Genomic DNA, 22,289 nt, shown 5'->3' on the forward strand with positions numbered 1-22,289 from the left:
TGTGAAAAACCAGGCTTGTATTGATCTGTTTCAAAACAAATCCACGTTCCGCTTGCATTGATCACTGTTTTTTTATACAGTACTGTCTGTGTAAAGAATTTAACCCACTGGCGCTATCGCAGGCTGCACGGTTCACGTAGATGCGTCACGTGAATCCGCAACTGTAGAACGGCTGAAAGAACATATGGACGATAAAAAAGCTGTAGTACCCGCATCGGAAAAAGCCAAGGCGCTCGCCGCCGCACTGGCGCAGATCGAGAAGCAGTTTGGCAAAGGTTCGGTCATGCGCATGGATGCCAGCGCACCGATCGAAGAAGTGCAAGTCGTGTCGACCGGTTCGCTCGGCCTCGATATCGCGCTGGGCGTGGGCGGCTTGCCGCGCGGCCGCGTGGTGGAAATCTACGGTCCGGAATCGTCGGGTAAAACCACGCTGACCCTGCAAACCATCGCCGAAATGCAAAAACTGGGCGGCACTTGCGCCTTTATCGATGCCGAGCACGCGCTCGACGTCGGTTACGCGCAAAAGCTGGGCGTGAACCTGCATGAATTGCTGATCTCGCAACCTGACACGGGCGAGCAGGCACTGGAAATCTGCGACGCCCTCGTGCGTTCGGGCAGCGTCGACCTCGTCGTCATCGACTCCGTGGCCGCACTGACGCCACGCGCCGAGATCGAAGGCGACATGGGCGATTCCCTGCCAGGTTTGCAGGCGCGCCTGATGTCGCAAGCGCTGCGCAAGCTGACCGGCTCCATCAACCGCACGAATACCCTGGTCATCTTCATCAACCAGATCCGCATGAAGATCGGCGTGATGTTCGGCAGCCCGGAAACGACCACGGGCGGCAATGCGCTGAAATTCTACGCTTCCGTGCGCCTGGACATCCGCCGCACCGGCTCGATCAAGTCCGGCGATGAAGTGATCGGCAACGAAACCAAGGTCAAGGTCGTCAAGAACAAGATCGCGCCGCCGTTCAAGGAAGCGCACTTCGACATTCTGTACGGCGCCGGCACCTCGCGCGAAGGCGAAATCCTGGACCTGGGTTCGGATGCCAAGATCGTGGAAAAATCCGGTTCGTGGTACAGCTACAACGGCGAACGCATCGGCCAGGGCAAGGACAACGCCCGTGCCTTCCTGCAAGAGCGTCCGGCGCTGGCCCGCGAAATCGAAAACAAGGTCCGCGCTTCGCTGGGCGTGCGCGAACTGCCGCCGCTGGCCGCTGAAAAGCCGGAAAAAGCGGATAAGGCCGCCGACAAGGCTGCCAAGGCTGCGGAAACCAAGGCAGAGTAGGTCGGATTAGCGCGGCAAAGCCGCGCGTAATCCGACAGCACCACAGACGTCAACAATGTTGTCGGATCAGACGTCAACAATGTTGTCGGATTACGGCCCAAGGGGCCTAATCCGACCTACGCATGGCTTGTTGCAAGGTGTGACCATGATCGCCGTCCCGCGCTGTTGCGCCGGGCGGCGATTGTGTTTGGGTGATGTGATTGTGGAATGAAAGACAAGGTGGGTGTATGGCCGCAGTACAACTAAGCCTGAAGGGCAGGGCGCTACGCTTTCTGTCGATGCGTGAACACAGCCGCATGGAATTGCGGCGCAAGCTGCAGCGCCATGCGCAGGAAGGCGACGACGTGGAAGCCTTGCTCGACAGCCTGGAGCAAGCCAACTGGCTGTCGCAGGAGCGCTTTTCCGAGTCCTTGATCCACCGCCGCTCGGCCCGCTTCGGCAACAGCCGCATCATGGCGGAGCTGCAAAGCCATGGCATAGGCGGCGAAGCGTTGCAGGAACTCAAGGCGGGCCTGGCCGAAGGGGAAGTGGCGCGCGCCTGCGAGGTGTGGCGCCGCAAGTTTGGCCAGGTGGCGCAGGATGCCGAGCAGCGCAACAAGCAGATGCGTTTTTTGATGCAGCGCGGTTTTTCGCAGCGCGCCGTGCAGGTGGCCTTGAAGGGGCTGGATCCCGACGAGGAATAGCTCATCCAGGGCTGCCCGGCCGCCACGCCGTGCCGCCAAGAACTGCGCTTTCAAACGTCGTCTGATTCCAGTATGGTGACGCCGCGTGATCGGGTATGCTGGCGCTCGAACGCTGTGCGATACGCGCAGCACCACTGATCGTGACAGGATGCAAGATGAGCAACTGGAATGCCGGCTATGTGGCCGAAATCGCCTATACCTATGGCTATTACGAAGAATTGAACCCTCTGCGCCTGCGCCTGCCCTTGCTGGCCGCCGGCCTGGCCTTGCCTGCCAGCGGCACGGCTTGCGAGCTGGGCTTTGGCCAGGGCGTCAGCGCCAATATCCATGCGGCGGCGTCCGCCACGCGCTGGCACGGCAATGATTTCAATCCGTCCCAGGCCGCCTTTGCGCAGGAGCTGGCCAACGCGGCCGACGCTGGCGCGCAGTTCACGGATGAATCGTTCGCGCAGTTTTGTTGCCGCGACGACTTGCCCGATTTCGACTTTATCTGCCTGCACGGGATCTGGAGCTGGGTTTCGGCGGAAAATCGCGCGCTCATCGTCGACTTCCTGCGGCGCAAGCTGAAGGTGGGCGGTGTCGTCTTCATCAGCTACAACACGCAGCCAGGCTGGGCCGCAATGATGCCGATGCGCGACTTGCTGGCCGAACATAGCCGCGTCATGAGCGCCCCGGGCCAGGGCGTGCTGGCCAGAGTCGCTGGCGCCATCGATTTCGTCGACAGGATGATCGCCACGCAACCGCGCTACCTGGACGCCAACCCGCAACTGGCGGACCGCTTCGAAAAACTCAAGGCGATGGATGGACATTATCTTGCCCATGAGTATTTCAATGCCGATTGGCAGCCTATGGCCTTTTCCAGCGTCGCGGCCATGCTGGGCGAGGCCAAGCTCGAGTTCGCCGCGTCCGCCAACTATACCGCTCTGGTCGACATGCTGAACCTGACGGCTGAGCACCAGCAGTTCCTGGCCGAGATACCCGATCCTATTTTTCGCGAGACGACGCGCTCCTTCCTCGTCAACGAGCAATTCCGCAGGGATTACTGGGTCAAGGGCGCACGCAGGCTGACGCCGTTCGCCCAGGCCAGTGCCTTGCGGGCCGTGCGCGTGATGCTGGCCGTGCCCCGCGACGAAGTGGTGTTGAGCGTGCATGGCGTGCTGGGCGACGCCGATATGGACGAGCGCGTCTATGCGCCCGTGCTGGACGCCATGGCTGACCATCGCGTGTACACGATAGGCGAACTGGAGCAGCAACTGGCTGGCAGCGAAGCCAGTCTGGCGGCCTTGCTGCAGATCATGCTGGTACTGGCCAGCAAGGGCAGCGTGTCTGCCGTCCAGGACGAGGCCGGCATCGCCGCTGCGCGGCCGCAGACGGCACGCCTGAATGCACACTTGCTGGAGCAGGCGCTGGCAAGAACCGATTTGCACATCCTCGCCAGCCCCCTGACGGGCGGCGGCGTGGTTGTATCGCATTTACAACAGCTCTTCCTGTGGGCGAAACTGCAAGGTTGTCCAACGCCGCAAGACTGGGTGCGCACGACGTGGCCCGTGCTGCTGCGCCTGAAGCAGCTGATGACGAAGGATGGGCAGCCCTTGTTGACGGAAGAGGAAAACCTGGCCGAATTGTTGGCGCAGGCACAGTATTTTTCCGCGCGCATCTTGCCTGTTTTACGCGCACTGGGTGTGACTGACTGAGGTACGGTGCCGGCCAGCCTGCCGGTGCCGGCAAGCCTGCTGCCAAGTTATTTGAATTGCGAATGATCGTCATTGATTTTGCGATTTTCGTTAATGATTTGCGGCGGGCGGCACAAGCAATAAAAAATTATGTTGCGGCGCAACTAGCGCCCTGTGTGCTACACTTTTAGGGTTTTTGCGGCGCCGCAGGTGCGGTTGCTGTTCGTAGAAGCTGCGAACAGAGTGCTTTAGGCACATGGCTGCTTACTAATTATGGCCGCGCAAGCGGCATCGGTCTTATGCCCCTGTCAACTCCCGTATCCCGGCGCGCCCTACGGCACTCCCGCGTTATCGACGTCCAAGCGTATATGCGCGACGACGGCCTGTGGGATATTGACGCCCATATCACCGATATCAAAAGCTATGACGCGACCCTGGCCTCCGGCCCCCGTCCCGCCGGCGCCCCTCTGCATGACCTCCATTTACGCATTACCGTCGATCGCGCACTGACCATTGTCGAGGCCGAAGCTGCCTCCGATGCCGTGCCCTATCCCGGTTTTTGCGATACCATCGGCCCCGCTTACAAGGCGCTGATCGGATTGAATTTATTGAAGAATTTCCGCCGCGACTTGAAACAGCGCCTGGCGGGAATCGCCGGCTGTACCCATTTGACCGAACTGGCGCAAGTCTTGCCGACTGCGACGGTTCAGGCATTTGCCGGCGATGTCTGGTCGACCCGTGACGGTGCGAATGCTGACTTATCGCATGAAAAGCCGTTTCAACTCGACAAATGCCACGCCCTGCGCACCGATGGCGGGGCGGTTGCACAGTATTACCCGCGCTGGGTAGCCAAAGCGTGACCCCGGCGCTGTATTTCCTGTTTTTTTGCACCACTAACCGTATTTTTACACATCAGTATCAGAAGGGAAGCCAGCATGAAAATCCATGAGTATCAAGCCAAAGAAATCCTCCGGCAGCACGGAGTGACGGTACCACGCGGTATTCCGTGCATGTCCGTCGAAGAAGCCGTCAAGGCTGCGGAAACCCTGGGCGGCCCGGTATGGGTTGTCAAGGCGCAGATCCACGCAGGTGGCCGCGGCAAGGGCGGCGGCGTGAAAGTGGCAAAATCGATGGAACAGGTCAAGGAATACGCTGACCAGATCATGGGCATGCAGCTGATCACGCACCAGACCAGCGCCGAAGGCCAGAAAGTCAACCGCCTGCTGGTGGAAGAAGGCGCCGACATCAAGCAGGAACTGTACGTTTCGCTGGTCACCGACCGCGTTACCCAGAAAATCGTCCTGATGGCGTCGTCCGAAGGCGGCATGGACATCGAAGAAGTGGCCGAGAGCCACCCTGAGAAGATCCACCACGTCACCATCGATCCGGGCGTTGGCCTGACCGATGCCCAGGCAGACGACATCGCCGCCAAAATCGGCGTGCCTGCCGGTTCCATCGCCGACGCGCGCGCCAACCTGCAAGGCCTGTACAAAGCCTACTGGGAAACCGACTGCTCGCTGGCCGAAATCAACCCGCTGATCGTCACCGGCAGCGGCAAGGTCATCGCCCTGGACGCCAAGTTCAACTTTGACCCGAACGCCCTGTTCCGTCATCCGGAAATCGTCGCCCTGCGCGACCTGGACGAAGAAGATCCAGCGGAAATCGAAGCGTCGAAATTCGACCTGGCCTACATTTCGCTCGACGGCAACATCGGTTGCCTGGTGAACGGCGCCGGCCTGGCCATGGCCACCATGGACACGATTAAACTGTTCGGCGGCGAGCCAGCCAACTTCCTGGACGTCGGCGGCGGCGCCACGGCAGAAAAAGTGACCGAAGCGTTCAAGATCATGCTGAAAAACCCAGGCCTGAAAGCCATCCTGGTGAACATTTTCGGCGGCATCATGCGTTGCGACGTGATCGCTGAAGGCGTCATCGCCGCAGTGAAAGCCGTTTCGCTGAACGTACCGCTGGTCGTGCGCATGAAGGGCACCAACGAAGACCTGGGCAAAAAGATGCTGGCCGATTCCGGTCTGCCTATCATCGCAGCCGACACCATGGAAGATGCAGCCAAGAGCGTCGTTGCCGCTGCTGCCGGTCAAGCTTAATTAAGGAATCAACATGTCCATTCTGATCAATAAAGATACCAAAGTCGTTACCCAAGGGATCACCGGCAAGACCGGCCAGTTCCATACCCGCGGTTGCCGCGACTACGCGAACGGCAAAGCTGCCTTCGTGGCAGGCGTGAACCCGAAGAAAGCCGGCGAAGATTTCGAAGGCATTCCTATTTTCGCTAACGTTACCGAAGCGAAAAAAGAAACCGGCGCCAACGTTTCCGTGATCTACGTGCCGCCAGCAGGCGCGGCAGCGGCGATCTGGGAAGCTGTCGAAGCTGAAATGGATCTGGCCATTTGCATCACCGAAGGCATTCCTGTCCGCGACATGATGGCCCTGAAAGACCGCATGGCTAAAGCCAACAGCAAAACCTTGCTGCTGGGCCCTAACTGCCCAGGCCTGATCACGCCAGACGAAATCAAGATCGGCATCATGCCAGGTCACATCCACAAGAAGGGCCGTATCGGCGTGGTTTCCCGTTCGGGCACCCTGACCTATGAAGCAGTGGGTCAGCTGACCGCACTGGGCCTGGGCCAATCGTCGGCAGTCGGCATCGGCGGCGACCCGATCAACGGTCTGAAGCACATCGACATCATGAAGATGTTCAATGATGATCCAGATACCGACGCGGTCATCATGATCGGCGAAATCGGCGGTCCGGACGAAGCCAACGCGGCTTATTGGATCAAAGACAACATGAAAAAACCGGTCGTCGGCTTCATCGCTGGCGTAACGGCTCCTCCAGGCAAGCGCATGGGCCACGCCGGCGCGCTGATCTCGGGCGGTGCCGATACGGCGCAAGCCAAGCTGGAAATCATGGAAGCTTGCGGCATCACCGTGACCAAAAACCCGTCGGAAATGGCGCGTCTGCTGAAAGCCATGCTGTAATTTCAGCCTGATTCATGCAGTATAAAAAAAGGAGCTTCGGCTCCTTTTTTTTGTCCGCAAGACAGGCCGATTCCCGCCCTGGGGCGACGGCGCTGGTCCGAATCCGCCCCAATGCGTCGCTTTTCTTTCCATGCCTGCCAACGCCGCCCCGGGGCGCCGCTGGCACGGCGCTTGCACCATGCACGGCGTGACCAACTGCACTCCGGGAGGATGCGATGCGCGCGCAAAGCGGATTTACCCTGATAGAACTGATGATCGTGGTGGCCATCGCCAGCATCCTGGCGGCCGTGGCCATTCCCCAGTACGGCGACTATACGATGCGGGCCAAGGTCAGCAACGTGCTGGCCGCTGCCGCGCCCCTGAAGACGGCCGTGGCCCTGTGCGTGCAGGAAAATGGCGGCGAGGCGGCCGCCTGCAGCACCCCCACCGAAGCCGTGCCCAGCGCCATCCCCGTGTTCAGCCCGACGCGCGAAGTGGCCGGCGCCAAGGTCGACAAGGGCAATATCGAGCTGACCCTGGCGGGCGACCTGGGCAGCGGCTTGGGCGGTCAGAAGGTGAACATGGAGTTGCAGCTCGGCACCAGCAGCCTGAGCTGGTTTAACAGCACCACCGTGACGAATGCGGCAGCCAAGGAAGCGATTACCCGCACGAATATTCCCAAGGTGGTGGCGACGCAGTAAGCGACACCTGCCGCGCCCGTGTCAGACGATTTTTTGCCGGTCCGCGATCAGCGCTTCATAGGTGAGGTTTTGCAGCAGCGTGTAGTGGGTCGGTTCCAGGTCGATGAATTGCACGCCATACGTATAGATTTCGGCCACTCCGGCGGCGTGGCCATTGGACGGCTTGCCCACGCTGACGTTCTGGATGCGGGCGCGCGTGTTGACGCGCATCTGATGCTTGTTCGGCTGCACCAGCAGGGTAAAGCTCAGTGCCACGCCTTCTTCATCGGGCGTGAGCATGCTGGGTGCCTCGATCAGCGCGCCCGAGACGCTGAGGTTGACGATGAACACGGGCACGGCCGCCACGTCGCGGTAGCTCAGCTGCGCGGGAATCTCCACCTTGACGCGCATGGCCGTGCGCAGGCTGGTGCCCTGGATGGCGTCGGGAAAGCTCAGGTGCACATAGTTGAGCGGACGGCCGAAGAGGCGCAGCACGCTGCACGCAAACGAACAGACGGTGACGCCGGAAAACACGCGGATGGTCAGCTTGTCGCCTTCGTTGAGCACGATGGAGGCGCCGTTTTCCATGGGAATCTTGACGATCAGGTATTCGTCTTTCACATAGCCGATCACGGTCGAGAAATGCTGGATCGGTTTGATGGTGCGGTGCGTGATGAACTGGATGCGTCCCCCCACCTGCAGATTCATGGCCTCGAATTCGAAGTCCTGGAGCTTGCTTTCCGCGGCGGGCGTGTTGCTTGTCATGCGATGCTCATCTGTATATGGTCGACTCGCAGTATGCATGATTTCTTGATGAAAAAGCATTCCTATCAATGAAATTCACTTTCGCATCGAAAAATACCATGGGCATGTGCCGGTGCGCGGTGCAGGCTTTACAATTGCGTCAATATTGACGAATGTAAATCTTATGCCACGCAGCTACTTCTGGACCATGTTGTTCCTGATCCTGCATCAAATCGACGCTGCCTACTGGAAAGAGTGGGAGATGTTTCACGTGCCGGGCGGCGTACAAAGTTTTCTCGTGTTTAACCTGGCGGCGATTGCCGTGGTGCTGGCCGGTTACCGGCACGTGCTGCTGGCCACCCCGCGAGCGCCCCTGTATGCTTGTGTCTGCGCCGCGCTGGGTGTGGGGACATGCCTGATCCATGCCGGCTTTGCGCTGGCAGGACTGGAACAATTCCACTTGCCCCTGTCCATGGCCATCATCGCGTTGTGCCTGGGCTGCGCCGTCTGGCTGCTGTGCGACTTGCGCCGCATCCGGGGCCGGCTGGCGCGCCAGGCGGCATAGTTACACTTCCGCGTGCCAATCGCCCGACTTGCCGCCATGCTTTTCCAGCACGCGCACGTTGGTCATGACCATGCCCCGGTCGACGGCCTTGCACATGTCGTAGATTGTCAGCAAGCCGATCTGCACGGACGTGAGCGCTTCCATTTCCACGCCCGTCTTGCCCGTGGTGTCGACCTGGGCGCGGCAATGCACGCTGTTGGCTGCTTCATCCACGTCGAAATCGACGGTGACGCGCGTGAGGGCCAGCGGGTGGCACAGGGGAATCAGGTCGCTGGTGCGCTTGGCGCCCATGATGGCGGCGATGCGGGCGATGCCCAGCACGTCGCCTTTCTTGGCGTTGCCGGAAATGATCAAGGCCAGGGTGGCCGGCTGCATGCGGATGGTGCCGGCGGCCACGGCGTTGCGGCGCGTGTCCTCCTTGCTGCCCACGTCGACCATATGGGCTTGGCCCGTAGCGTCGAAATGGGTCAGTTCCCCGGCGGGGGCTTGCTTGTCTGCTGTTGTCATGGCGTCAAAATAGGTGAGGAACGGGGGCGCGGCAGGCCGAATCACGGCCCCATGCCACTGGCATGGCGCGTGGGAATGGGCGCCGCTAACAAGGTATGATAGCACCCGTGAATTCAAAAACTCCCCTTCCGATCGTACTTGAAAACGCCGCTGCGGCATGGCTGCGCCGCTTGCGGCGCGCATCCGTGCTGGCTGCATTGTCGCTGGCGGCGCCCTGTGCGCTGGCGCAAACCTATACGTCCGCGCCAGCGGCGCCATCTGCCGGCGCGGCGGCCAAGCCGGGAAGCGGCTGGACGCCCTTGGCCGTGCCGCCGGCGCCGAATCTGCCGAACCTGGGCGATACCTCGCGCGAAGACCTGTCGCCGGCGATGGAGCGCAAGATCGGCGAGGAAATCATGCGCGGCATCCGCGGCGACCGCGACTATCTCGATGACGCGCCTTTGCTCGAATACCTGAATACCTTCGGCAACGCCCTCGTGGCGGCGCGCCCCAGCGTGCGCGGCGAAACGAATTACGACTATTTCTTCTTTGCCGTGCGCGACCCCCAGTTGAACGCGTTTGCCTTGCCGGGCGGTTTCATCGGTGTGCACTCGGCCCTGGTGCTGGCGGCGCAAACGGAGGCGGAACTGGCGTCCGTGCTGTCGCACGAGATCGGTCACGTGGCGCAGCGCCATATCGCGCGCATGCTGGGCCAGCAGCGCCAGGATGCCCTGATGCCTCTGGCCGCCATGCTGCTGGCGGCGCTCGCGTCGCGTGCGGGCGGCGACGTGGCCATGGGCGTGTTTGCCGCCGGCCAGGGCCTGGCCATCCAGCGCCAGCTCAATTTCGGCCGCGACGCCGAACGCGAGGCGGACCGCATCGGTTTCCAGATCATGGGCGAAGCCGGTTTCGACACCACCGGCATGGTGGCCTTTTTCGGCCGCATGCAGGCGGCCAGCCGTTCGTACAGCGACCTGATGCCCGCCTATCTGCAGACCCACCCGCTGACGACGGAACGCATCGCCGACATCCAGGCGCGCATCCGCGAGCAGCCGTACAAGCAGCGTGCGGACAGCCTGAGTTTCCACCTGGCCCGCGCGCGCGCCCGCGTGCTGCAGGATGAAAGCGTGCAAGGCTTGCTGAACGCCAAGGCCGTCTTCAAGACGCAGCTGGAACAGCAAAGCCGCTTCCAGGTGACGGCCGCCCATTACGGCTTGTCCTTTGTCGCCGTCAAGCAGGGCAAGCCGGCGGAGGCGCAAAAGGAACTCGATGCGGCCAATGCCGCCCTGCACCAGCCGGCCGGGCCGAATGTGCTGACGTCGGGCGGCACGCAGGGCCCCAATTCGCTGCTGGCGGCGATGGGGCTGGAAGTGCTGCTGATGCCGGCGCAAAAGAAGGAAGTGGCGCAACAGGCTTTGAAGGCGGCCGATGCGGCGCGCCAGCAGTTTCCCCTCTCGCGCGGCATTGCCCACCAATATGCGGAAGCGCTGATGGCTGCCGGCAAGCTGGAGCAAGCCACCTTGTACCTGCGCGAGCAGGTGCAGCTCTACAAGGAAGAGCCGGAACTGTACGATTTACTGGCGAAAGCCTATGCGGATCAGGGCAAGATGACCTTGCAGCATATGGCGCTGGCCGAATCGTACGTGCTGCAGGGCGCCACCATGGCCGCGCTGGACCAGCTGACGATCGCCCGCAAATCGACGGACGCGACCTTTTATGACCAGGCCGTGATTGATGCGCGCGAGCGCGAATTGCAGGAAAAGCGCCGCGAACAGATCAAGGACCAGAAGGGATAAGCCTTATTCGGCTTGCGGCATCGGCTGGAAGTCGAAGGTTTGCGGCACGGCGTCGTAGCGCAGCGGCTGCACGGCGATCTCCTTGCCGTCATGCAATAGGGTCAGCTTGCCCCGGCGCTCTTCCAGCCACGCCAGCAAGGCCTCGTCGCTGGCCACCTGGCCATCGACGTGCAGGGCGTCCAGCACTTGCGCCATGTCGCGGTCATCGACCTGCGCCACGACCTCGCCCTGGCGCAAGATCAAGACGCCGTTGTCGCACCAATACACCTGCTCGATCTGCTCCAGCGGCGCGCCCGTCTGCAAGACAAAACCGTGCCGCGGGTCGCTGCGGGCAATGTAGGGTGTCGCTTCCAGATTTACATACACGCGCTGCGGGCCGTTCTGGAAGAACCAGCAGCCGCGTTCGTCATGGCCGTAATTGCGGTTGATAAATCCCAGTAGGGCCTCGTGGGCGATCTTGTCGCCAGGCAGTTGTCGCTGTTGCGCATGCTGGTCGCGCATGCGCCAGTGGCCGCGCGCGTCCAGGCCCAGCCAGCCGTAGCAGTGCGGTACGTTCGGCCATTTGGCCAGGGCCTGTTTGACGAGTTCATCCATGTGTAGCGTTTTCCGTGTGCGTTTGCGAACTGCCAGCGTGACAGGTTTGCGGGGCCGGCGGCGCCATGTTGCCGCCCTCAAAAAAATGGAGCAGGCGCTGCGGCAGCCAGCGTGTGCTACCCGGCAACTTGCCTGCCGCAAAGCCGACGTGGCCGCCGTGGCGCGGATACTCGAGCGTGACCGTCGGCGCGGCGCTGCGCGGCAGGAAGCGCCCGGGCAGGAAGGGATCATTCTGCGCATTCAGTACCAGGGTCGGCACGGTGATGTCCTGCAAGACGTGCTTGGCGCTGGCGCGGTGCCAGTAATCGTCGGCGTCGCGGTAGCCGTGCAGGGGCGCCGTGACGACATTGTCGAAGGCGTGCAAGTCGCGCGCGGCCAGCATGGCCTCGCGCGCGAACAGGCCGGGAAACTGTTCCAGCTTGGCCAGGCATTTCGGTTTCAAGGTGTTCAGGAACATGCGCGTGTAGAGCCGGTTCGCGCCCGATGACAGGGCCTTGCCCCCTTGCGCCAGGTCCAGCGGGGCCGACACGGCCGCCGCCGCATCGATGAAATCGGCCTGGTGCTGCGACTGGCCCAGCCAGCACAGCAGGGCATTGCCGCCCAGCGAGACGCCGGCCGCATAAAATTTCCCCGTGGCGCGCGGGCGCAGGCGCTGCACGATCCAGTCTACTTCCTGCGCATCGCCCGAATGGTAGAAGCGGGGCGCCAGGTTCGCTTCGCCCGAGCAGCCGCGAAAATGCGGCACGGCGCCCGACCAGCCGCGCGCGGCCACCTCGGCCATCAGGGCGCGCGCGTAATGGCTGTTCGACGAGCCTTCCAGGCCGTGGAACAGCAGCACGAAGGGCTGGCCCGGCTGGCCGTCGACCAGGTCGACGTCGACGAAGTCGCCATCGGGCGCTTGCCAGCGTTCGCGGCGGAAGGCCACGGCCGGCTTGGCGAGGCACACGGCAGGATAAATCGTCTGCGCGTGGCCGCCAGGCAGCCAGAGCGGGGCGGTATAGGGGGCGTTGTCAATAAGCGGCAAGGACATCAGTGCAGTATCTGCGTTCCCGTGGCGTCGGCCGGCGCGCCGCCCGGGGCGATGGACGCGTGGTGCAGCACGATGCGCCAGCCGCGCGGCGTTTTCACATACACATTCGTGGCCAGCAGATGCGCCGGTGCGCCGTCTTCATTGGTGACGCCTTCGATGACCGTGTGCACCGAACTCATCAGATTGTGCGTTTCATGCAGCTGCGCCGGCACGATGTGCAGGCCGCCGCCCGCCAGGATGGTTTCCCACGAGGCGCGGATGGCGGCATGGCCGATCAGGCGCGCGCCGCCCGGGTGGATGCAGACGATTTCTTCATCGTCGGCCCATAGCGCCATCAGCGCTTCGAGGTCGGCGCGGTGCAAGGCATCGTAGAACGCCGCTTCGACTTCCGCGGCGCTGCCATTGAGTTCTTTCAGACGTTTCATGACGACTCCGGGCTGAACGGTATAACTTGATGCACATAAAAACGGCGCGCTGGGGGCGCGCCGCTGGGCAGTTTAATGATGGCCGGCGCTGGCGCCTTCCTTCAGGGTGTAGGCCGTGCCGCAGTACGGGCACTTGGCGATACCGTCCTTGTTGAATTCCAGAAACACGCGCGGATGCGATGACCACAGCGGCATGGCCGGGTTAGGGCAGTGGGCTGGCAAGTCTTTACCGTCGAGTTCGACCGCTGGCTGGGTGGTTTTTGTCATCTTGTCATGCTCCGTGAGGCTGTATGGATGGAAGTCGGCTGCTGCCAAAAGTACGATTTTAACGGATTCAGGCAGACAGCAAAAATCATGGCTAAAATGGCGGCTTGATCATCTTCGGCTGCGGCGCGGGTTTTCGCGGAAATATGGCGGCTGCAGCGCCACACTGACTGGATTTGCCTTGCCGGTATCACCGTTGCCGCCCTTGTCGTCTTGCACCATTGTTGTGCAGTTACCACACTCAGCCTGCCGGGGGCTCGCATGAACACCCGCGTGAACGCCGTCCCGGCCAGCAGCGATCATGCCGTGCTGAAAGATGCCTGGCGCGCCGGCCTGAACCTGGGGGCACCCACCCTGCTGGGCATCGCCGCCTGGGGCATGGTGGTGGGCGTGGCCATGGTGAAAAGCGGCCTGACTGTCGCGCAGGCGGGGGCCATGACCCTGTTTGTCTTTGCCGGCTCGGCCCAGCTCGCATCCTTGCCCCTGCTGGCCGCGCAAGCGCCCGTGTGGGTGATCTTTGCCACGGCCCTCGTCGTTAATTTGCGTTTTGTTATCTTTTCCGTGCTGCTGGCCCCGCATTTCGCCCATCTGCCGTGGCGCCAGCGCTTCGCGCTCGGCTATGTGGCCGGTGACATCACCGTGGGCCTGTTCCTGCAGCGCTATCCGCACGAAACGCCGGACCCGGCCAAGCTGCCTTTCCTGAAAGGCTTGATCTATCCCAACTGGCTGGCCTGGCAAACCGGTTCCTTCATCGGCATCGTGCTGGGCGCCATCGTGCCGGCCGAATGGGGGCTGGGTTTTGCGGGCACGCTGGCGATCCTGTGCGTGACGGTGCCGCTGATTCTGAGCCGCGCCGCCCTGTGCGGCGTGCTGGTGGCGGGCACGGTGGCCGTGCTGGCGTTCAGCCTGCCGTATAAGCTGGGCTTGCTGGTGGCCGTCGTGGTGGGCATGGTCAGCGCCATGGCCGTGGAAGAATTGACAGAAAAATGGACAAAACGCCATGTTTGACGGCATAGCCTTGGGCAGGGCCGATGTGTGGATCGCCATCGCCGTGCTGGTGGTGGCGACTGCCGCCACGCGCAGCACCTTCTGGCTGATCGGCCACCACATCACCATTCCGCGCCGCGTGGGCGAGATGCTGCGCTATGCGCCGGCCTGCGCGCTGGCGGCCATCATTGCGCCCGACATGCTGATGGAAGGGCCGCAAGTGCACTTTGACTTGTCGAATCTGAAACTCTTGTCGGGTATTGCCGCCACGCTCTTTTTCGTGATTCGCCGCAATATGCTGCAAACCATCGTGTTCGGCATGCTGGTTTTCACGGGCTTGCGACTGTTGCATGTTTTTCAGTAAAGCAGGACAAATCGGCGATTTGGTCTGGTCATTGCGGTAAAATAGCGCACTTCCTTCCACTCGTCATCTGGATCGCCATGTCAGCTGTTCTCAACTTCATCCGTCTGCAAGATTTGATCGCCCAAAATGCACTGCAAGGCAAGCGCGTATTCATCCGCGCCGACCTGAACGTTCCGCAAGATGACAGTGGCAAGATCACCGAAGATACGCGCATCCGCGCTTCGGTGCCGGCCATCCGTGCCGCCCTCGACGCTGGCGCCGCCGTCATGGTGACGTCGCACCTGGGCCGTCCCACGGAAGGCGAGTTCAAGCCGGCCGACAGCCTGGCGCCCGTGGCGGCCCGCTTGTCCGAGCTGCTGGGCCAGGAAGTTGCATTGAAACAAAACTGGGTCGACGGCGCCGGCCTGGAATCCCTGGCTGCCGGCCAGGTCGTCCTGCTGGAAAACGTGCGCGTCAACAAGGGCGAAAAGAAAAACAGCGATGAGCTGGCGCAAAAAATGGCGAAATTGTGCGATATCTACGTCAATGACGCGTTCGGCACGGCCCACCGCGCCGAAGCGTCCACGCACGGCATCGCCAAGTTCGCCCCTGTCGCCTGCGCCGGCCCGCTGCTGGCCGCCGAACTCGATGCGCTGGGCAAAGCGCTGCACGCGCCCGCCCGCCCGCTGCTGGCCATCGTTGCCGGTTCGAAAGTATCGAGCAAGCTGACCATTTTGAAAGCCCTGTCCGACAAGGTCGATAACCTGATCGTCGGCGGCGGCATCGCCAATACCTTCATGAAAGCCGTTGGCTTGAACGTCGGCAAGTCGCTGGTGGAAGCGGAACTCGTCGACGAAGCGAAAGCTATCATCGACATCATGGCCAAACGGGGCGCGCAAGTGCCGATTCCCGTCGACGTCGTGTGCGCCAAGGAGTTTGCGCCGACGGCCGCCGCCACCGTCAAGGACGTGGCCGACGTGGCGGATGACGACATGATCCTCGATATCGGTCCGAAAACGGCAGCCCTGCTGGCGCAGCAGATCGCCGCCGCCGGCACCATCGTGTGGAACGGCCCCGTGGGCGTGTTCGAATTCGACCAGTTCGGCAACGGCACCAAGACCCTGGCCCTGGCGATTGCCGAGTCGAAAGCATTTTCGATCGCCGGCGGTGGCGACACTCTGGCGGCGATTGCCAAATACGATATTACGGATAAAATCAGCTATATCTCGACGGGCGGCGGCGCTTTCCTGGAGTTCCTTGAAGGCAAGACACTACCGGCAGTGGAAATCCTGATGCAACGCGCCGGCTAAGACGGAGCGTTCAGCAGTTCAGTACCAAGCGCAGCCTGACCGCTGCGCTTTTACCTTGCCGGCGGCTGTCTCAAACCGGCCTTGCTCACCTTCGCTCGCGCACAAGGATTCCTATGCCACGTGGTACAAAAATCGTAGCAACAATCGGCCCCGCCTCCACCGACTTCGATATCCTGGTCAAAATGATACGTGCGGGCGTCGACGTGGTGCGCTTGAATTTTTCCCACGGCAAGGCGCAGGACCATATCGACCGCGCCGCGCTGGTGCGCCTGGCGGCGGCCGAGTGTGGCCGCGAAGTGGCCATCATGGCCGATATGCAAGGGCCGAAGATTCGCGTCGGCAAGTTTGAAAACACGCGCATTCAGCTCGAAGCGGGCGAGCGCTTCATCCTCGACGCCAAGTGGGGAGAAAACGGCGAGCTGGGCAACCAGGAACGGGTCGGCCTCGACTACAAGGCCTTGCCACGCGACTTGCACAAGGGCGACGTGCTGCTGCTGAATGATGGCCTCATCGTGCTGATCGTCGAGCGCATCCACGGCAGCGAAATCCACACCACCGTCAAGATCGGCGGTGAGTTGTCGAATAACAAGGGCATCAACCGCCAGGGCGGCGGCCTGTCCGCGCCCGCGCTGACGGCCAAGGATATGGAAGATATCAAGACGGCCATGAGTTTCCAGGCCGACTATCTCGCCATTTCCTTCCCGAAATGCGCGACCGACATGGAAATGGCGCGCCAGCTGGCCAATATCGCCGGCGAACCGTACCACCACAAGCCGATGATGATCGCCAAGATCGAGCGGGCGGAAGCCATTCCCGCGCTGCAGGAAATCCTCGATGCCTCCGACGGCATCATGGTGGCGCGCGGCGATTTGGCCGTCGAGGTGGGCAACGCGGCCGTGCCGGCCTTGCAGAAGCGCATGATCAAGATGGCGCGCGCGTCGAATAAATTAGCCATCACGGCCACGCAGATGATGGAATCGATGATCGTCAACGCCGTGCCCACGCGCGCCGAAGTGTCCGACGTGGCCAATGCCGTGCTCGACGGCACGGATGCCGTCATGACGTCGGCCGAAACGGCCTCGGGCAAGTACCCGATCGAGACGGTGGAAATGATGGCCGCCATCTGCGTCGAAGCGGAGCAGTCCGAATACAACAAGCTCGATGCCGACTTCCTCAACGTCACGTTTACCCGCATCGACCAGTCGATCGCCTACGGCGCGCTGTTTACGGCCCACCACCTGCGCGTGAAAGCCATCGTGGCGCTGACGGAATCGGGTTCCACCGCCTTGTGGATGAGCCGCCACAGTATCGATACGCCGATCTATGCGCTCACGCCGAGCGTCACGACATTGCGCAAAGCCGCGCTGTACCGCAATGTTCGGGCGTATCATCTGATGCAGAACGCTCCCAGCGCGCAAGTGCTTAAGCAGGCGGAAGAGCTGCTGGTGGCGCAGGGCATCGTCAAAAAAGGTGACATGATCGTCGTCACCTGGGGCGAGCCGATGGGCCAGGTGGGCGGTACGAATGCATTAAAGATTGTGACAGTCGGCGAATTTGAATAAGGCCCAAGAATTCAGGCGCCGGCGCGGTTATTGACCACCGCGAAGCGCCGCAACGGTTTCTATTGTTATCTGGAGTATTACCATGTCTCTCGTATCCATGCGTCAACTGCTGGACCATGCCGCCGAAAACGGCTATGGCATTCCTGCTTTCAACGTCAACAACCTGGAACAAGTGCAAGCCATCATGGCTGCCGCCGATGCGCTCAACAGCCCGGTGATCATGCAGGCGTCCGCCGGCGCGCGCAAGTACGCCGGTGAAGCGTTCCTGCGCCACCTGATCGACGCCGCCGTCGAAGCGTATCCGCACATCCCCGTCGTCATGCACCAGGATCACGGCCAGTCGCCGGCCGTCTGCATGGCCGCCATCCGCTCGGGTTTTACTTCCGTGATGATGGACGGTTCGCTGGAAGCGGACGGCAAGTCGGTCGCGTCGTACGAATACAACGTGGAAGTGTCGCGTGAAGTGGTGAAATTCTCGCACGCCATCGGCGTGACGGTGGAAGCGGAACTGGGCGTGCTCGGTTCGCTGGAAACCATGAAAGGCGACAAGGAAGACGGCCACGGCGCCGACGGCACCATGACGCGCGAGCAACTGCTGACGGATGTGGCGCAAGCGGCCGATTTCGTGCAGCGCACCCAGTGCGACGCCCTGGCGATCGCCATCGGCACCTCGCACGGCGCCTACAAATTCACGCGCAAGCCGACGGGCGACATCCTGGCCATCGACCGCATCAAGGAGATCCACGCGCGCATCCCGAACACCCACCTGGTGATGCACGGTTCCTCGTCGGTGCCGCAGGAATTGCTGGCCATCATCCGCGAATTTGGCGGCGACATGAAGGAAACCTACGGCGTGCCAGTCGAAGAAATCCAGGAAGGCATCCGTCACGGCGTGCGCAAGATCAACATCGACACCGATATCCGCCTGGCGATGACGGCCGCGATCCGCAAGTACCTGTTCGAAAACCCGTCGAAATTCGATCCGCGCGACTTCCTGAAGCCCGCCCGCACCGCCGCCGAGCAAATCGTGCGCGCGCGCATGCAGGCTTTCGGCTGCGAAGGCCAGGCGTCGAAAATCAAGGTCATCACGATGGAAAAAATGGCCGAGCGCTACAAGGCCGGCGAGCTGTCGCAAATTGTGAAGTAAAATTCTGTCTGGAACGGGTCGGAAGCAATGCTCCGTGCCCGATTTTCTCGACCGGCGGGCGCCTTCCCTGCCTGCCGGTTTCGTTTCATCCAACTATTCCCCCGCTATGAACAGCCTCTATCAGACTTCCATCCATTCCCTGCCATTGCTGGGCCACGGCAAGGTCCGCGACAACTACGCCGTTGGCGACGACAAGATCCTGATCGTCACCACGGACCGCCTGTCGGCCTTCGATGTCGTCATGAATGAGCCTATCCCCGGCAAGGGCAAGGTCCTCAATCAGATGAGCGATTTCTGGTTCGAGAAACTGGGCCATATCGTGCCGAACCACCTGACCGGCGTGGCGCCGGAGTCCGTGGTGGCGCCCGAGGAAGTGGAGCAAGTCAAGGGCCGCGCCGTCGTGGCCAAGCGCTTGAAGCCCATCATGGTCGAGGCAGTCGTGCGCGGCTACATCATTGGTTCGGGCTGGAAAGATTACCAGGACACGGGCAGCATCTGCGGCATCAAGCTGCCAGCCGGCCTGCAACAGGCGGAAAAGCTGCCGGAACCGATCTTCACCCCGGCGGCCAAGGCCGAACTGGGCGAGCATGACGAAAACATCAGCTTTGCGGAAATGGAAGAGCGCATCGGCGCGGAACTGGCCGCCAAGATGCGCGACGTCGCCATCGCCCTGTACAAGACGGCCGCCGAATATGCGGCCACGCGCGGCATCATCATCGCCGACACCAAGTTTGAATTCGGCCTGGACGACAATGGCGTCATGCATCTGATGGATGAAGTGCTGACGGCCGACTCGTCGCGCTTCTGGCCCGCCGACTCCTATCAGCCTGGCATTTCGCCGCCGTCGTTCGACAAGCAATTCGTGCGCGACTACCTGGAAACACTGACCTGGGGCAAGACCGCACCGGCGCCGGCGCTGCCGGCCGACGTCATTGAAAAAACCCAGGCCAAGTACTTTGAAGCCATCGAACGCCTGACGGGCGAGAAGCTGAAGGCCTGAGATGAGCGAGCAGAATAAGCCGCTGGTCGGCGTCATCATGGGTTCGTCTTCGGACTGGGACGTGATGCAGAATGCGGTTGCCATCCTGAAACAGTTTGGCGTGCCGTACGAAGCGCAAGTCATTTCGGCGCACCGCATGCCCGACGAGATGTATGCGTACGCGAAAAGCGCACGCGCGCGCGGCTTGCGCGCCATCATCGCCGGCGCCGGCGGCGCGGCCCACCTGCCTGGCATGGTGGCCGCCATGACCATCGTGCCCGTGCTGGGCGTGCCCGTGCCGTCGAAGTATTTGCGCGGCGAAGATTCCATGCTGTCGATCCTGCAAATGCCCAAGGGCGTGCCGGTGGCCACCTTCGCCATCGGCGAAGCGGGCGCGGCGAATGCGGCGCTGACGGCCGTGGCGATGCTTGCCGCCAACGACGACGCCCTGGCCGAGCAGCTGGAAGCCTTCCGTGCCACGCAAACGGCCGCCGCCAAGGCCATGGTCTTGCCTGAATAATGTGTTTGAAAAATAATGAATAGTAAATCGACTTCCCCATTGCTACCCGCCGCCAACCCACCGGCGTGGCTGGGCGTGATGGGCGGCGGCCAGCTCGGCCGCATGTTTGCCCAGGCCGCCCAGAGCATGGGCTACCAAGTGGCTGTGCTGGAACCGTCCGACGCCTGCCCTGCGGGGCAGGTGGCGCAGCGCCTGGTCAATGCCGGCTACAGCGACGCGGCAGGGCTCGACGCGCTGGCGGCGCAATGCCTGGCCGTCACCACGGAATTCGAGAACGTCCCGGCCGACAGCCTGTCGCGCCTGGCCGAACGCGTGTTTGTCGCCCCCAACGTCCACGGCGTGTCGGTGGCGCAAGACCGCATCGCGGAAAAACGTTTCTTTGTCGCTTGCGCCCCGAAATCGGGCGTGCTGCCGGCGCCGCATACGGTGATCGCCACGCAGCTTGACATCGACGGCATCGCCGACGACTTGCTGCCGGGCATTTTGAAAACCGTGCGCATGGGCTATGACGGCAAGGGCCAGTTCCGCGTGCGCACGCGCGACGACGTGCGCGCCGCCTTCGCGGAAATGGGCGAAGTAACTTGCCTGTTGGAAAAGATGCTGCCGCTGGCCTATGAAGTGTCCGTGCTGACGGCGCGCGGCGTGGACGGCGCATCGGTCGTGTATCCGATCGCCGAAAACGTGCACCGCGACGGCGTGCTGTTTACCACCACGGTGCCGGGCCCGAACGTGTCGGACGACTGCGCCGCCAGGGCGCAGCGGGCGGCGCAGGCCATGGTTGCCGAACTCGGCTATGTCGGCGTGCTGTGCATCGAATTTTTCGTGCTGGAAGATGGCAGCCTTGTGGTCAACGAAATGGCGCCGCGCCCGCATAACAGCGGCCACTACACGATGGATGCCTGCGTCACCAGCCAGTTCGCGCAGCAGGTGCGGGCCATGGCGCGCCTGCCGCTGGGCGAGGTGCGCCAGCATTCGCCGGCCGTGATGCTCAACCTCCTCGGCGACGCCTGGTTTGCCGACGGCAGCGATGTCGCCAGCGAGCCGGCCTGGGACCGCATCCTGGCCTTGCCGGGCGCGTGTCTGCACCTGTACGGCAAGGACGATCCGCGCCGTGGCCGCAAGATGGGTCACCTGACCTTCATCGCCGCCACCTTGCAAGAGGCGCAGCAGCGCCTGCGCGATGCGTGCCTGATCCTGGGAATCGCGCCGTGAGCGTGCCCGCACACGACCTGGCGGCGGCGGCCGCCGTGCTGGAAGCGGGCGGCCTCGTCGCTTTCCCGACGGAAACCGTGTACGGCCTGGGCGCCGATGCGGAAAACCCGGCCGCCGTGGCGCGCATCTATGAAGCCAAGGGCCGTCCCTCGGACCATCCCGTGATCGTGCACGTGGCGCCGGGCGCCGACCTGGCGCACTGGTCCGATGATATTCCAGTCGAGGCGGAACAGCTGGTGGCGGCCTTCTGGCCCGGCCCGCTGACCCTGATCGTCAAGCGCGCCGCGCATATCCCCGATGCCGTTTCCGGCGGCCAGGATACGGTGGGCTTGCGCTGCCCCTCGCATCCGGTGGCTATCGAACTGCTACGCACTTTCAAGGGCGGCAACGGCGGCCTGGCGGCGCCGTCGGCGAACAAGTTCGGCAACGTCAGCCCCACCACGGCGCAGCACGTGCGCGATGAATTCACGGCGGAGCTCGACAGCGGCTTGCTGGGCCTGGTGCTCGACGGCGGGCAGAGCGACGTGGGCATCGAGTCGACCATCGTCGACCTGTCGCGCCTGGCCACGCACGGTCCCGTGTTGTTGCGTCCCGGCCATATCAGCAGCGAGCAGATCGCCGCCGTCATTGGCCGCGCACCGGCCGTGGCCGACGCGGCCGCACCGCGTGCCTCGGGCACCCTGGAATCGCACTATGCGCCACACACGCCTGTTGCGATGCAGCACAGCGACGACGTGCGCGCCACCTTGAACCGCCTGCTCAATGACGGGCGCCGCGTGGCGCTGATCCACTACTCGGATCTGCCGCCGGCCAGCGCCAGCGTGCGCCTGGCCGCCAGCCCGGAAAACTACGCACATGCGCTGTATGCCTCGCTGCGCACGATGGACCAGGTCGGCGCCGAGCTGATCCTCGTCGAAGCGCCACCGACGGGCCCCGCGTGGCTCGGCGTCAACGACCGTTTGCGGCGTGCCGCATTCGGCTCAAGTGGTATCTTGCAGCAATTCCTGTCCGTCTGAAAAAAG

At 62.5% G+C, this 22,289-nt stretch carries 24 protein-coding genes; 18 read left to right on the forward strand and 6 right to left on the reverse strand.

Annotated elements, in window-relative coordinates; translation table 11 throughout:
* Positions 1-184 precede the first annotated feature (184 nt).
* The 7 genes from recA (at position 185) to JAB8_RS18605 (ending at position 7,324) form a co-directional block, all read left to right on the forward strand.
* Entirely contained in the window at positions 185-1,288 is a 1,104-nt protein-coding gene (gene recA / locus JAB8_RS18575) for a recombinase RecA (protein WP_070220389.1), read from the forward strand.
* A 227-nt stretch (positions 1,289-1,515) separates the two neighbouring features.
* The gene (recX, locus tag JAB8_RS18580) at positions 1,516-1,971 is read left to right on the forward strand and encodes a recombination regulator RecX (RefSeq protein ID WP_034788658.1); all 456 of its coding nucleotides are present in this window, start codon (positions 1,516-1,518) and stop codon (positions 1,969-1,971) included.
* Positions 1,972-2,126: 155 nt separating this feature from the next.
* Complete coding sequence (locus JAB8_RS18585; protein ID WP_070290908.1) at positions 2,127-3,665, forward strand: class I SAM-dependent methyltransferase; 1,539 nt, start codon at positions 2,127-2,129, stop codon at positions 3,663-3,665.
* Positions 3,666-3,943: 278 nt separating this feature from the next.
* Complete coding sequence (locus tag JAB8_RS18590; RefSeq protein ID WP_070290909.1) at positions 3,944-4,504, forward strand: DUF2889 domain-containing protein; 561 nt, start codon at positions 3,944-3,946, stop codon at positions 4,502-4,504.
* 75 nt (positions 4,505-4,579) lie between these two features.
* The gene (gene sucC, locus JAB8_RS18595) at positions 4,580-5,749 is read left to right on the forward strand and encodes an ADP-forming succinate--CoA ligase subunit beta (protein WP_070220383.1); all 1,170 of its coding nucleotides are present in this window, start codon (positions 4,580-4,582) and stop codon (positions 5,747-5,749) included.
* A 13-nt stretch (positions 5,750-5,762) separates the two neighbouring features.
* Positions 5,763-6,644, forward strand: a complete 882-nt coding sequence (sucD, locus tag JAB8_RS18600) for a succinate--CoA ligase subunit alpha (protein WP_034746085.1) — start codon at positions 5,763-5,765, stop codon at positions 6,642-6,644.
* Between the two features lie 215 nt (positions 6,645-6,859).
* The gene (locus JAB8_RS18605; protein ID WP_070220381.1) at positions 6,860-7,324 is read left to right on the forward strand and encodes a prepilin-type N-terminal cleavage/methylation domain-containing protein; all 465 of its coding nucleotides are present in this window, start codon (positions 6,860-6,862) and stop codon (positions 7,322-7,324) included.
* A 21-nt stretch (positions 7,325-7,345) separates the two neighbouring features.
* Here the strand turns inward: JAB8_RS18605 and JAB8_RS18610 are convergent, their stop codons facing one another.
* Positions 7,346-8,068: a flagellar brake protein gene (locus tag JAB8_RS18610; RefSeq protein ID WP_070290910.1), complete on the reverse strand. Its 723-nt coding sequence runs from the start codon at positions 8,066-8,068 to the stop codon at positions 7,346-7,348.
* 163 nt (positions 8,069-8,231) lie between these two features.
* On the opposite strand from JAB8_RS18610, the gene JAB8_RS18615 reads away from it, so the two are divergent.
* Entirely contained in the window at positions 8,232-8,612 is a 381-nt protein-coding gene (locus JAB8_RS18615; protein ID WP_070290911.1) for a DUF6713 family protein, read from the forward strand.
* Here JAB8_RS18615 and moaC read toward each other — a convergent pair whose 3' ends face one another.
* Complete coding sequence (moaC, locus tag JAB8_RS18620) at positions 8,613-9,119, reverse strand: cyclic pyranopterin monophosphate synthase MoaC (RefSeq protein ID WP_070290912.1); 507 nt, start codon at positions 9,117-9,119, stop codon at positions 8,613-8,615. It lies immediately after the preceding gene.
* A gap of 305 nt (positions 9,120-9,424) precedes the next feature.
* On the opposite strand from moaC, the gene JAB8_RS18625 reads away from it, so the two are divergent.
* Complete coding sequence (locus JAB8_RS18625; protein WP_227742189.1) at positions 9,425-10,894, forward strand: M48 family metalloprotease; 1,470 nt, start codon at positions 9,425-9,427, stop codon at positions 10,892-10,894.
* A gap of 3 nt (positions 10,895-10,897) precedes the next feature.
* On the opposite strand, the gene JAB8_RS18630 is transcribed toward JAB8_RS18625, so the two are convergent.
* The 4 genes from JAB8_RS18630 to JAB8_RS18645 all read right to left on the reverse strand — a co-directional run bounded on the left by JAB8_RS18630 (position 10,898) and on the right by JAB8_RS18645 (position 13,210).
* Positions 10,898-11,488, reverse strand: a complete 591-nt coding sequence (locus JAB8_RS18630) for a DUF2946 family protein (protein ID WP_070290913.1) — start codon at positions 11,486-11,488, stop codon at positions 10,898-10,900.
* A complete protein-coding gene (locus tag JAB8_RS18635) occupies positions 11,481-12,518 on the reverse strand; it encodes an alpha/beta fold hydrolase (protein ID WP_070290914.1) in 1,038 nt (345 codons plus the stop codon). The genes JAB8_RS18630 and JAB8_RS18635 overlap by 8 nt, the downstream gene beginning before the upstream one ends.
* A complete protein-coding gene (locus JAB8_RS18640) occupies positions 12,518-12,943 on the reverse strand; it encodes a nuclear transport factor 2 family protein (RefSeq protein ID WP_070220368.1) in 426 nt (141 codons plus the stop codon). Before JAB8_RS18640 ends, JAB8_RS18635 begins: the two co-directional genes overlap by 1 nt.
* A gap of 72 nt (positions 12,944-13,015) precedes the next feature.
* Complete coding sequence (locus JAB8_RS18645) at positions 13,016-13,210, reverse strand: zinc-finger domain-containing protein (protein ID WP_070220739.1); 195 nt, start codon at positions 13,208-13,210, stop codon at positions 13,016-13,018.
* A gap of 258 nt (positions 13,211-13,468) precedes the next feature.
* Between JAB8_RS18645 and JAB8_RS18650 the strand changes: the two genes are divergently transcribed.
* The 9 genes from JAB8_RS18650 to JAB8_RS18690 all read left to right on the forward strand — a co-directional run bounded on the left by JAB8_RS18650 (position 13,469) and on the right by JAB8_RS18690 (position 22,283).
* The gene (locus JAB8_RS18650; RefSeq protein WP_070290915.1) at positions 13,469-14,215 is read left to right on the forward strand and encodes an AzlC family ABC transporter permease; all 747 of its coding nucleotides are present in this window, start codon (positions 13,469-13,471) and stop codon (positions 14,213-14,215) included.
* Entirely contained in the window at positions 14,208-14,558 is a 351-nt protein-coding gene (locus JAB8_RS18655) for an AzlD domain-containing protein (RefSeq protein WP_070220364.1), read from the forward strand. Before JAB8_RS18650 ends, JAB8_RS18655 begins: the two co-directional genes overlap by 8 nt.
* 77 nt (positions 14,559-14,635) lie before the next feature.
* Complete coding sequence (locus JAB8_RS18660) at positions 14,636-15,847, forward strand: phosphoglycerate kinase (RefSeq protein ID WP_070290916.1); 1,212 nt, start codon at positions 14,636-14,638, stop codon at positions 15,845-15,847.
* Between the two features lie 113 nt (positions 15,848-15,960).
* Positions 15,961-17,409, forward strand: coding sequence for a pyruvate kinase (gene pyk / locus JAB8_RS18665; RefSeq protein ID WP_070220360.1), 1,449 nt, complete (start codon positions 15,961-15,963; stop codon positions 17,407-17,409).
* Positions 17,410-17,491: 82 nt separating this feature from the next.
* On the forward strand, positions 17,492-18,556 hold the full coding sequence (gene fba / locus JAB8_RS18670; RefSeq protein ID WP_010401625.1) for a class II fructose-bisphosphate aldolase: 1,065 nt from the start codon (positions 17,492-17,494) through the stop codon (positions 18,554-18,556).
* A gap of 106 nt (positions 18,557-18,662) precedes the next feature.
* On the forward strand, positions 18,663-19,556 hold the full coding sequence (locus JAB8_RS18675; RefSeq protein WP_070220356.1) for a phosphoribosylaminoimidazolesuccinocarboxamide synthase: 894 nt from the start codon (positions 18,663-18,665) through the stop codon (positions 19,554-19,556).
* Position 19,557: 1 nt separating this feature from the next.
* Positions 19,558-20,055, forward strand: coding sequence for a 5-(carboxyamino)imidazole ribonucleotide mutase (purE, locus tag JAB8_RS18680; protein ID WP_070220354.1), 498 nt, complete (start codon positions 19,558-19,560; stop codon positions 20,053-20,055).
* A 15-nt stretch (positions 20,056-20,070) separates the two neighbouring features.
* On the forward strand, positions 20,071-21,267 hold the full coding sequence (locus JAB8_RS18685; RefSeq protein WP_070290917.1) for a 5-(carboxyamino)imidazole ribonucleotide synthase: 1,197 nt from the start codon (positions 20,071-20,073) through the stop codon (positions 21,265-21,267).
* Positions 21,264-22,283 (forward strand): L-threonylcarbamoyladenylate synthase, encoded by a 1,020-nt coding sequence (locus JAB8_RS18690; RefSeq protein ID WP_070290918.1) that lies wholly within the window; start codon positions 21,264-21,266, stop codon positions 22,281-22,283. Before JAB8_RS18685 ends, JAB8_RS18690 begins: the two co-directional genes overlap by 4 nt.
* Positions 22,284-22,289 lie beyond the last annotated feature (6 nt).

The sequence above is a fragment of the Janthinobacterium sp. HH106 genome (assembly GCF_001758725.1).
Lineage (GTDB): Bacteria > Pseudomonadota > Gammaproteobacteria > Burkholderiales > Burkholderiaceae_D > Janthinobacterium.

What these genes read in the sequence shown, in the direction of transcription:
- recA (WP_070220389.1), top strand. Translation starts at nt 185, where the DNA reads ATGGACGATAAAAAAGCTGTAGTACCCGCATCGGAAAAAGCCAAGGCG.
- recX (WP_034788658.1), top strand. Translation starts at nt 1,516, where the DNA reads ATGGCCGCAGTACAACTAAGCCTGAAGGGCAGGGCGCTACGCTTTCTG.
- JAB8_RS18585 (WP_070290908.1), top strand. Translation starts at nt 2,127, where the DNA reads ATGAGCAACTGGAATGCCGGCTATGTGGCCGAAATCGCCTATACCTAT.
- JAB8_RS18590 (WP_070290909.1), top strand. Translation starts at nt 3,944, where the DNA reads ATGCCCCTGTCAACTCCCGTATCCCGGCGCGCCCTACGGCACTCCCGC.
- sucC (WP_070220383.1), top strand. Translation starts at nt 4,580, where the DNA reads ATGAAAATCCATGAGTATCAAGCCAAAGAAATCCTCCGGCAGCACGGA.
- sucD (WP_034746085.1), top strand. Translation starts at nt 5,763, where the DNA reads ATGTCCATTCTGATCAATAAAGATACCAAAGTCGTTACCCAAGGGATC.
- JAB8_RS18605 (WP_070220381.1), top strand. Translation starts at nt 6,860, where the DNA reads ATGCGCGCGCAAAGCGGATTTACCCTGATAGAACTGATGATCGTGGTG.
- JAB8_RS18610 (WP_070290910.1), bottom strand. Translation starts at nt 8,068, where the DNA reads ATGACAAGCAACACGCCCGCCGCGGAAAGCAAGCTCCAGGACTTCGAA.
- JAB8_RS18615 (WP_070290911.1), top strand. Translation starts at nt 8,232, where the DNA reads ATGCCACGCAGCTACTTCTGGACCATGTTGTTCCTGATCCTGCATCAA.
- moaC (WP_070290912.1), bottom strand. Translation starts at nt 9,119, where the DNA reads ATGACAACAGCAGACAAGCAAGCCCCCGCCGGGGAACTGACCCATTTC.
- JAB8_RS18630 (WP_070290913.1), bottom strand. Translation starts at nt 11,488, where the DNA reads ATGGATGAACTCGTCAAACAGGCCCTGGCCAAATGGCCGAACGTACCG.
- JAB8_RS18635 (WP_070290914.1), bottom strand. Translation starts at nt 12,518, where the DNA reads ATGTCCTTGCCGCTTATTGACAACGCCCCCTATACCGCCCCGCTCTGG.
- JAB8_RS18640 (WP_070220368.1), bottom strand. Translation starts at nt 12,943, where the DNA reads ATGAAACGTCTGAAAGAACTCAATGGCAGCGCCGCGGAAGTCGAAGCG.
- JAB8_RS18645 (WP_070220739.1), bottom strand. Translation starts at nt 13,210, where the DNA reads ATGACAAAAACCACCCAGCCAGCGGTCGAACTCGACGGTAAAGACTTG.
- JAB8_RS18650 (WP_070290915.1), top strand. Translation starts at nt 13,469, where the DNA reads ATGAACACCCGCGTGAACGCCGTCCCGGCCAGCAGCGATCATGCCGTG.
- JAB8_RS18655 (WP_070220364.1), top strand. Translation starts at nt 14,208, where the DNA reads ATGTTTGACGGCATAGCCTTGGGCAGGGCCGATGTGTGGATCGCCATC.
- JAB8_RS18660 (WP_070290916.1), top strand. Translation starts at nt 14,636, where the DNA reads ATGTCAGCTGTTCTCAACTTCATCCGTCTGCAAGATTTGATCGCCCAA.
- pyk (WP_070220360.1), top strand. Translation starts at nt 15,961, where the DNA reads ATGCCACGTGGTACAAAAATCGTAGCAACAATCGGCCCCGCCTCCACC.
- fba (WP_010401625.1), top strand. Translation starts at nt 17,492, where the DNA reads ATGTCTCTCGTATCCATGCGTCAACTGCTGGACCATGCCGCCGAAAAC.
- JAB8_RS18675 (WP_070220356.1), top strand. Translation starts at nt 18,663, where the DNA reads ATGAACAGCCTCTATCAGACTTCCATCCATTCCCTGCCATTGCTGGGC.
- purE (WP_070220354.1), top strand. Translation starts at nt 19,558, where the DNA reads ATGAGCGAGCAGAATAAGCCGCTGGTCGGCGTCATCATGGGTTCGTCT.
- JAB8_RS18685 (WP_070290917.1), top strand. Translation starts at nt 20,071, where the DNA reads ATGAATAGTAAATCGACTTCCCCATTGCTACCCGCCGCCAACCCACCG.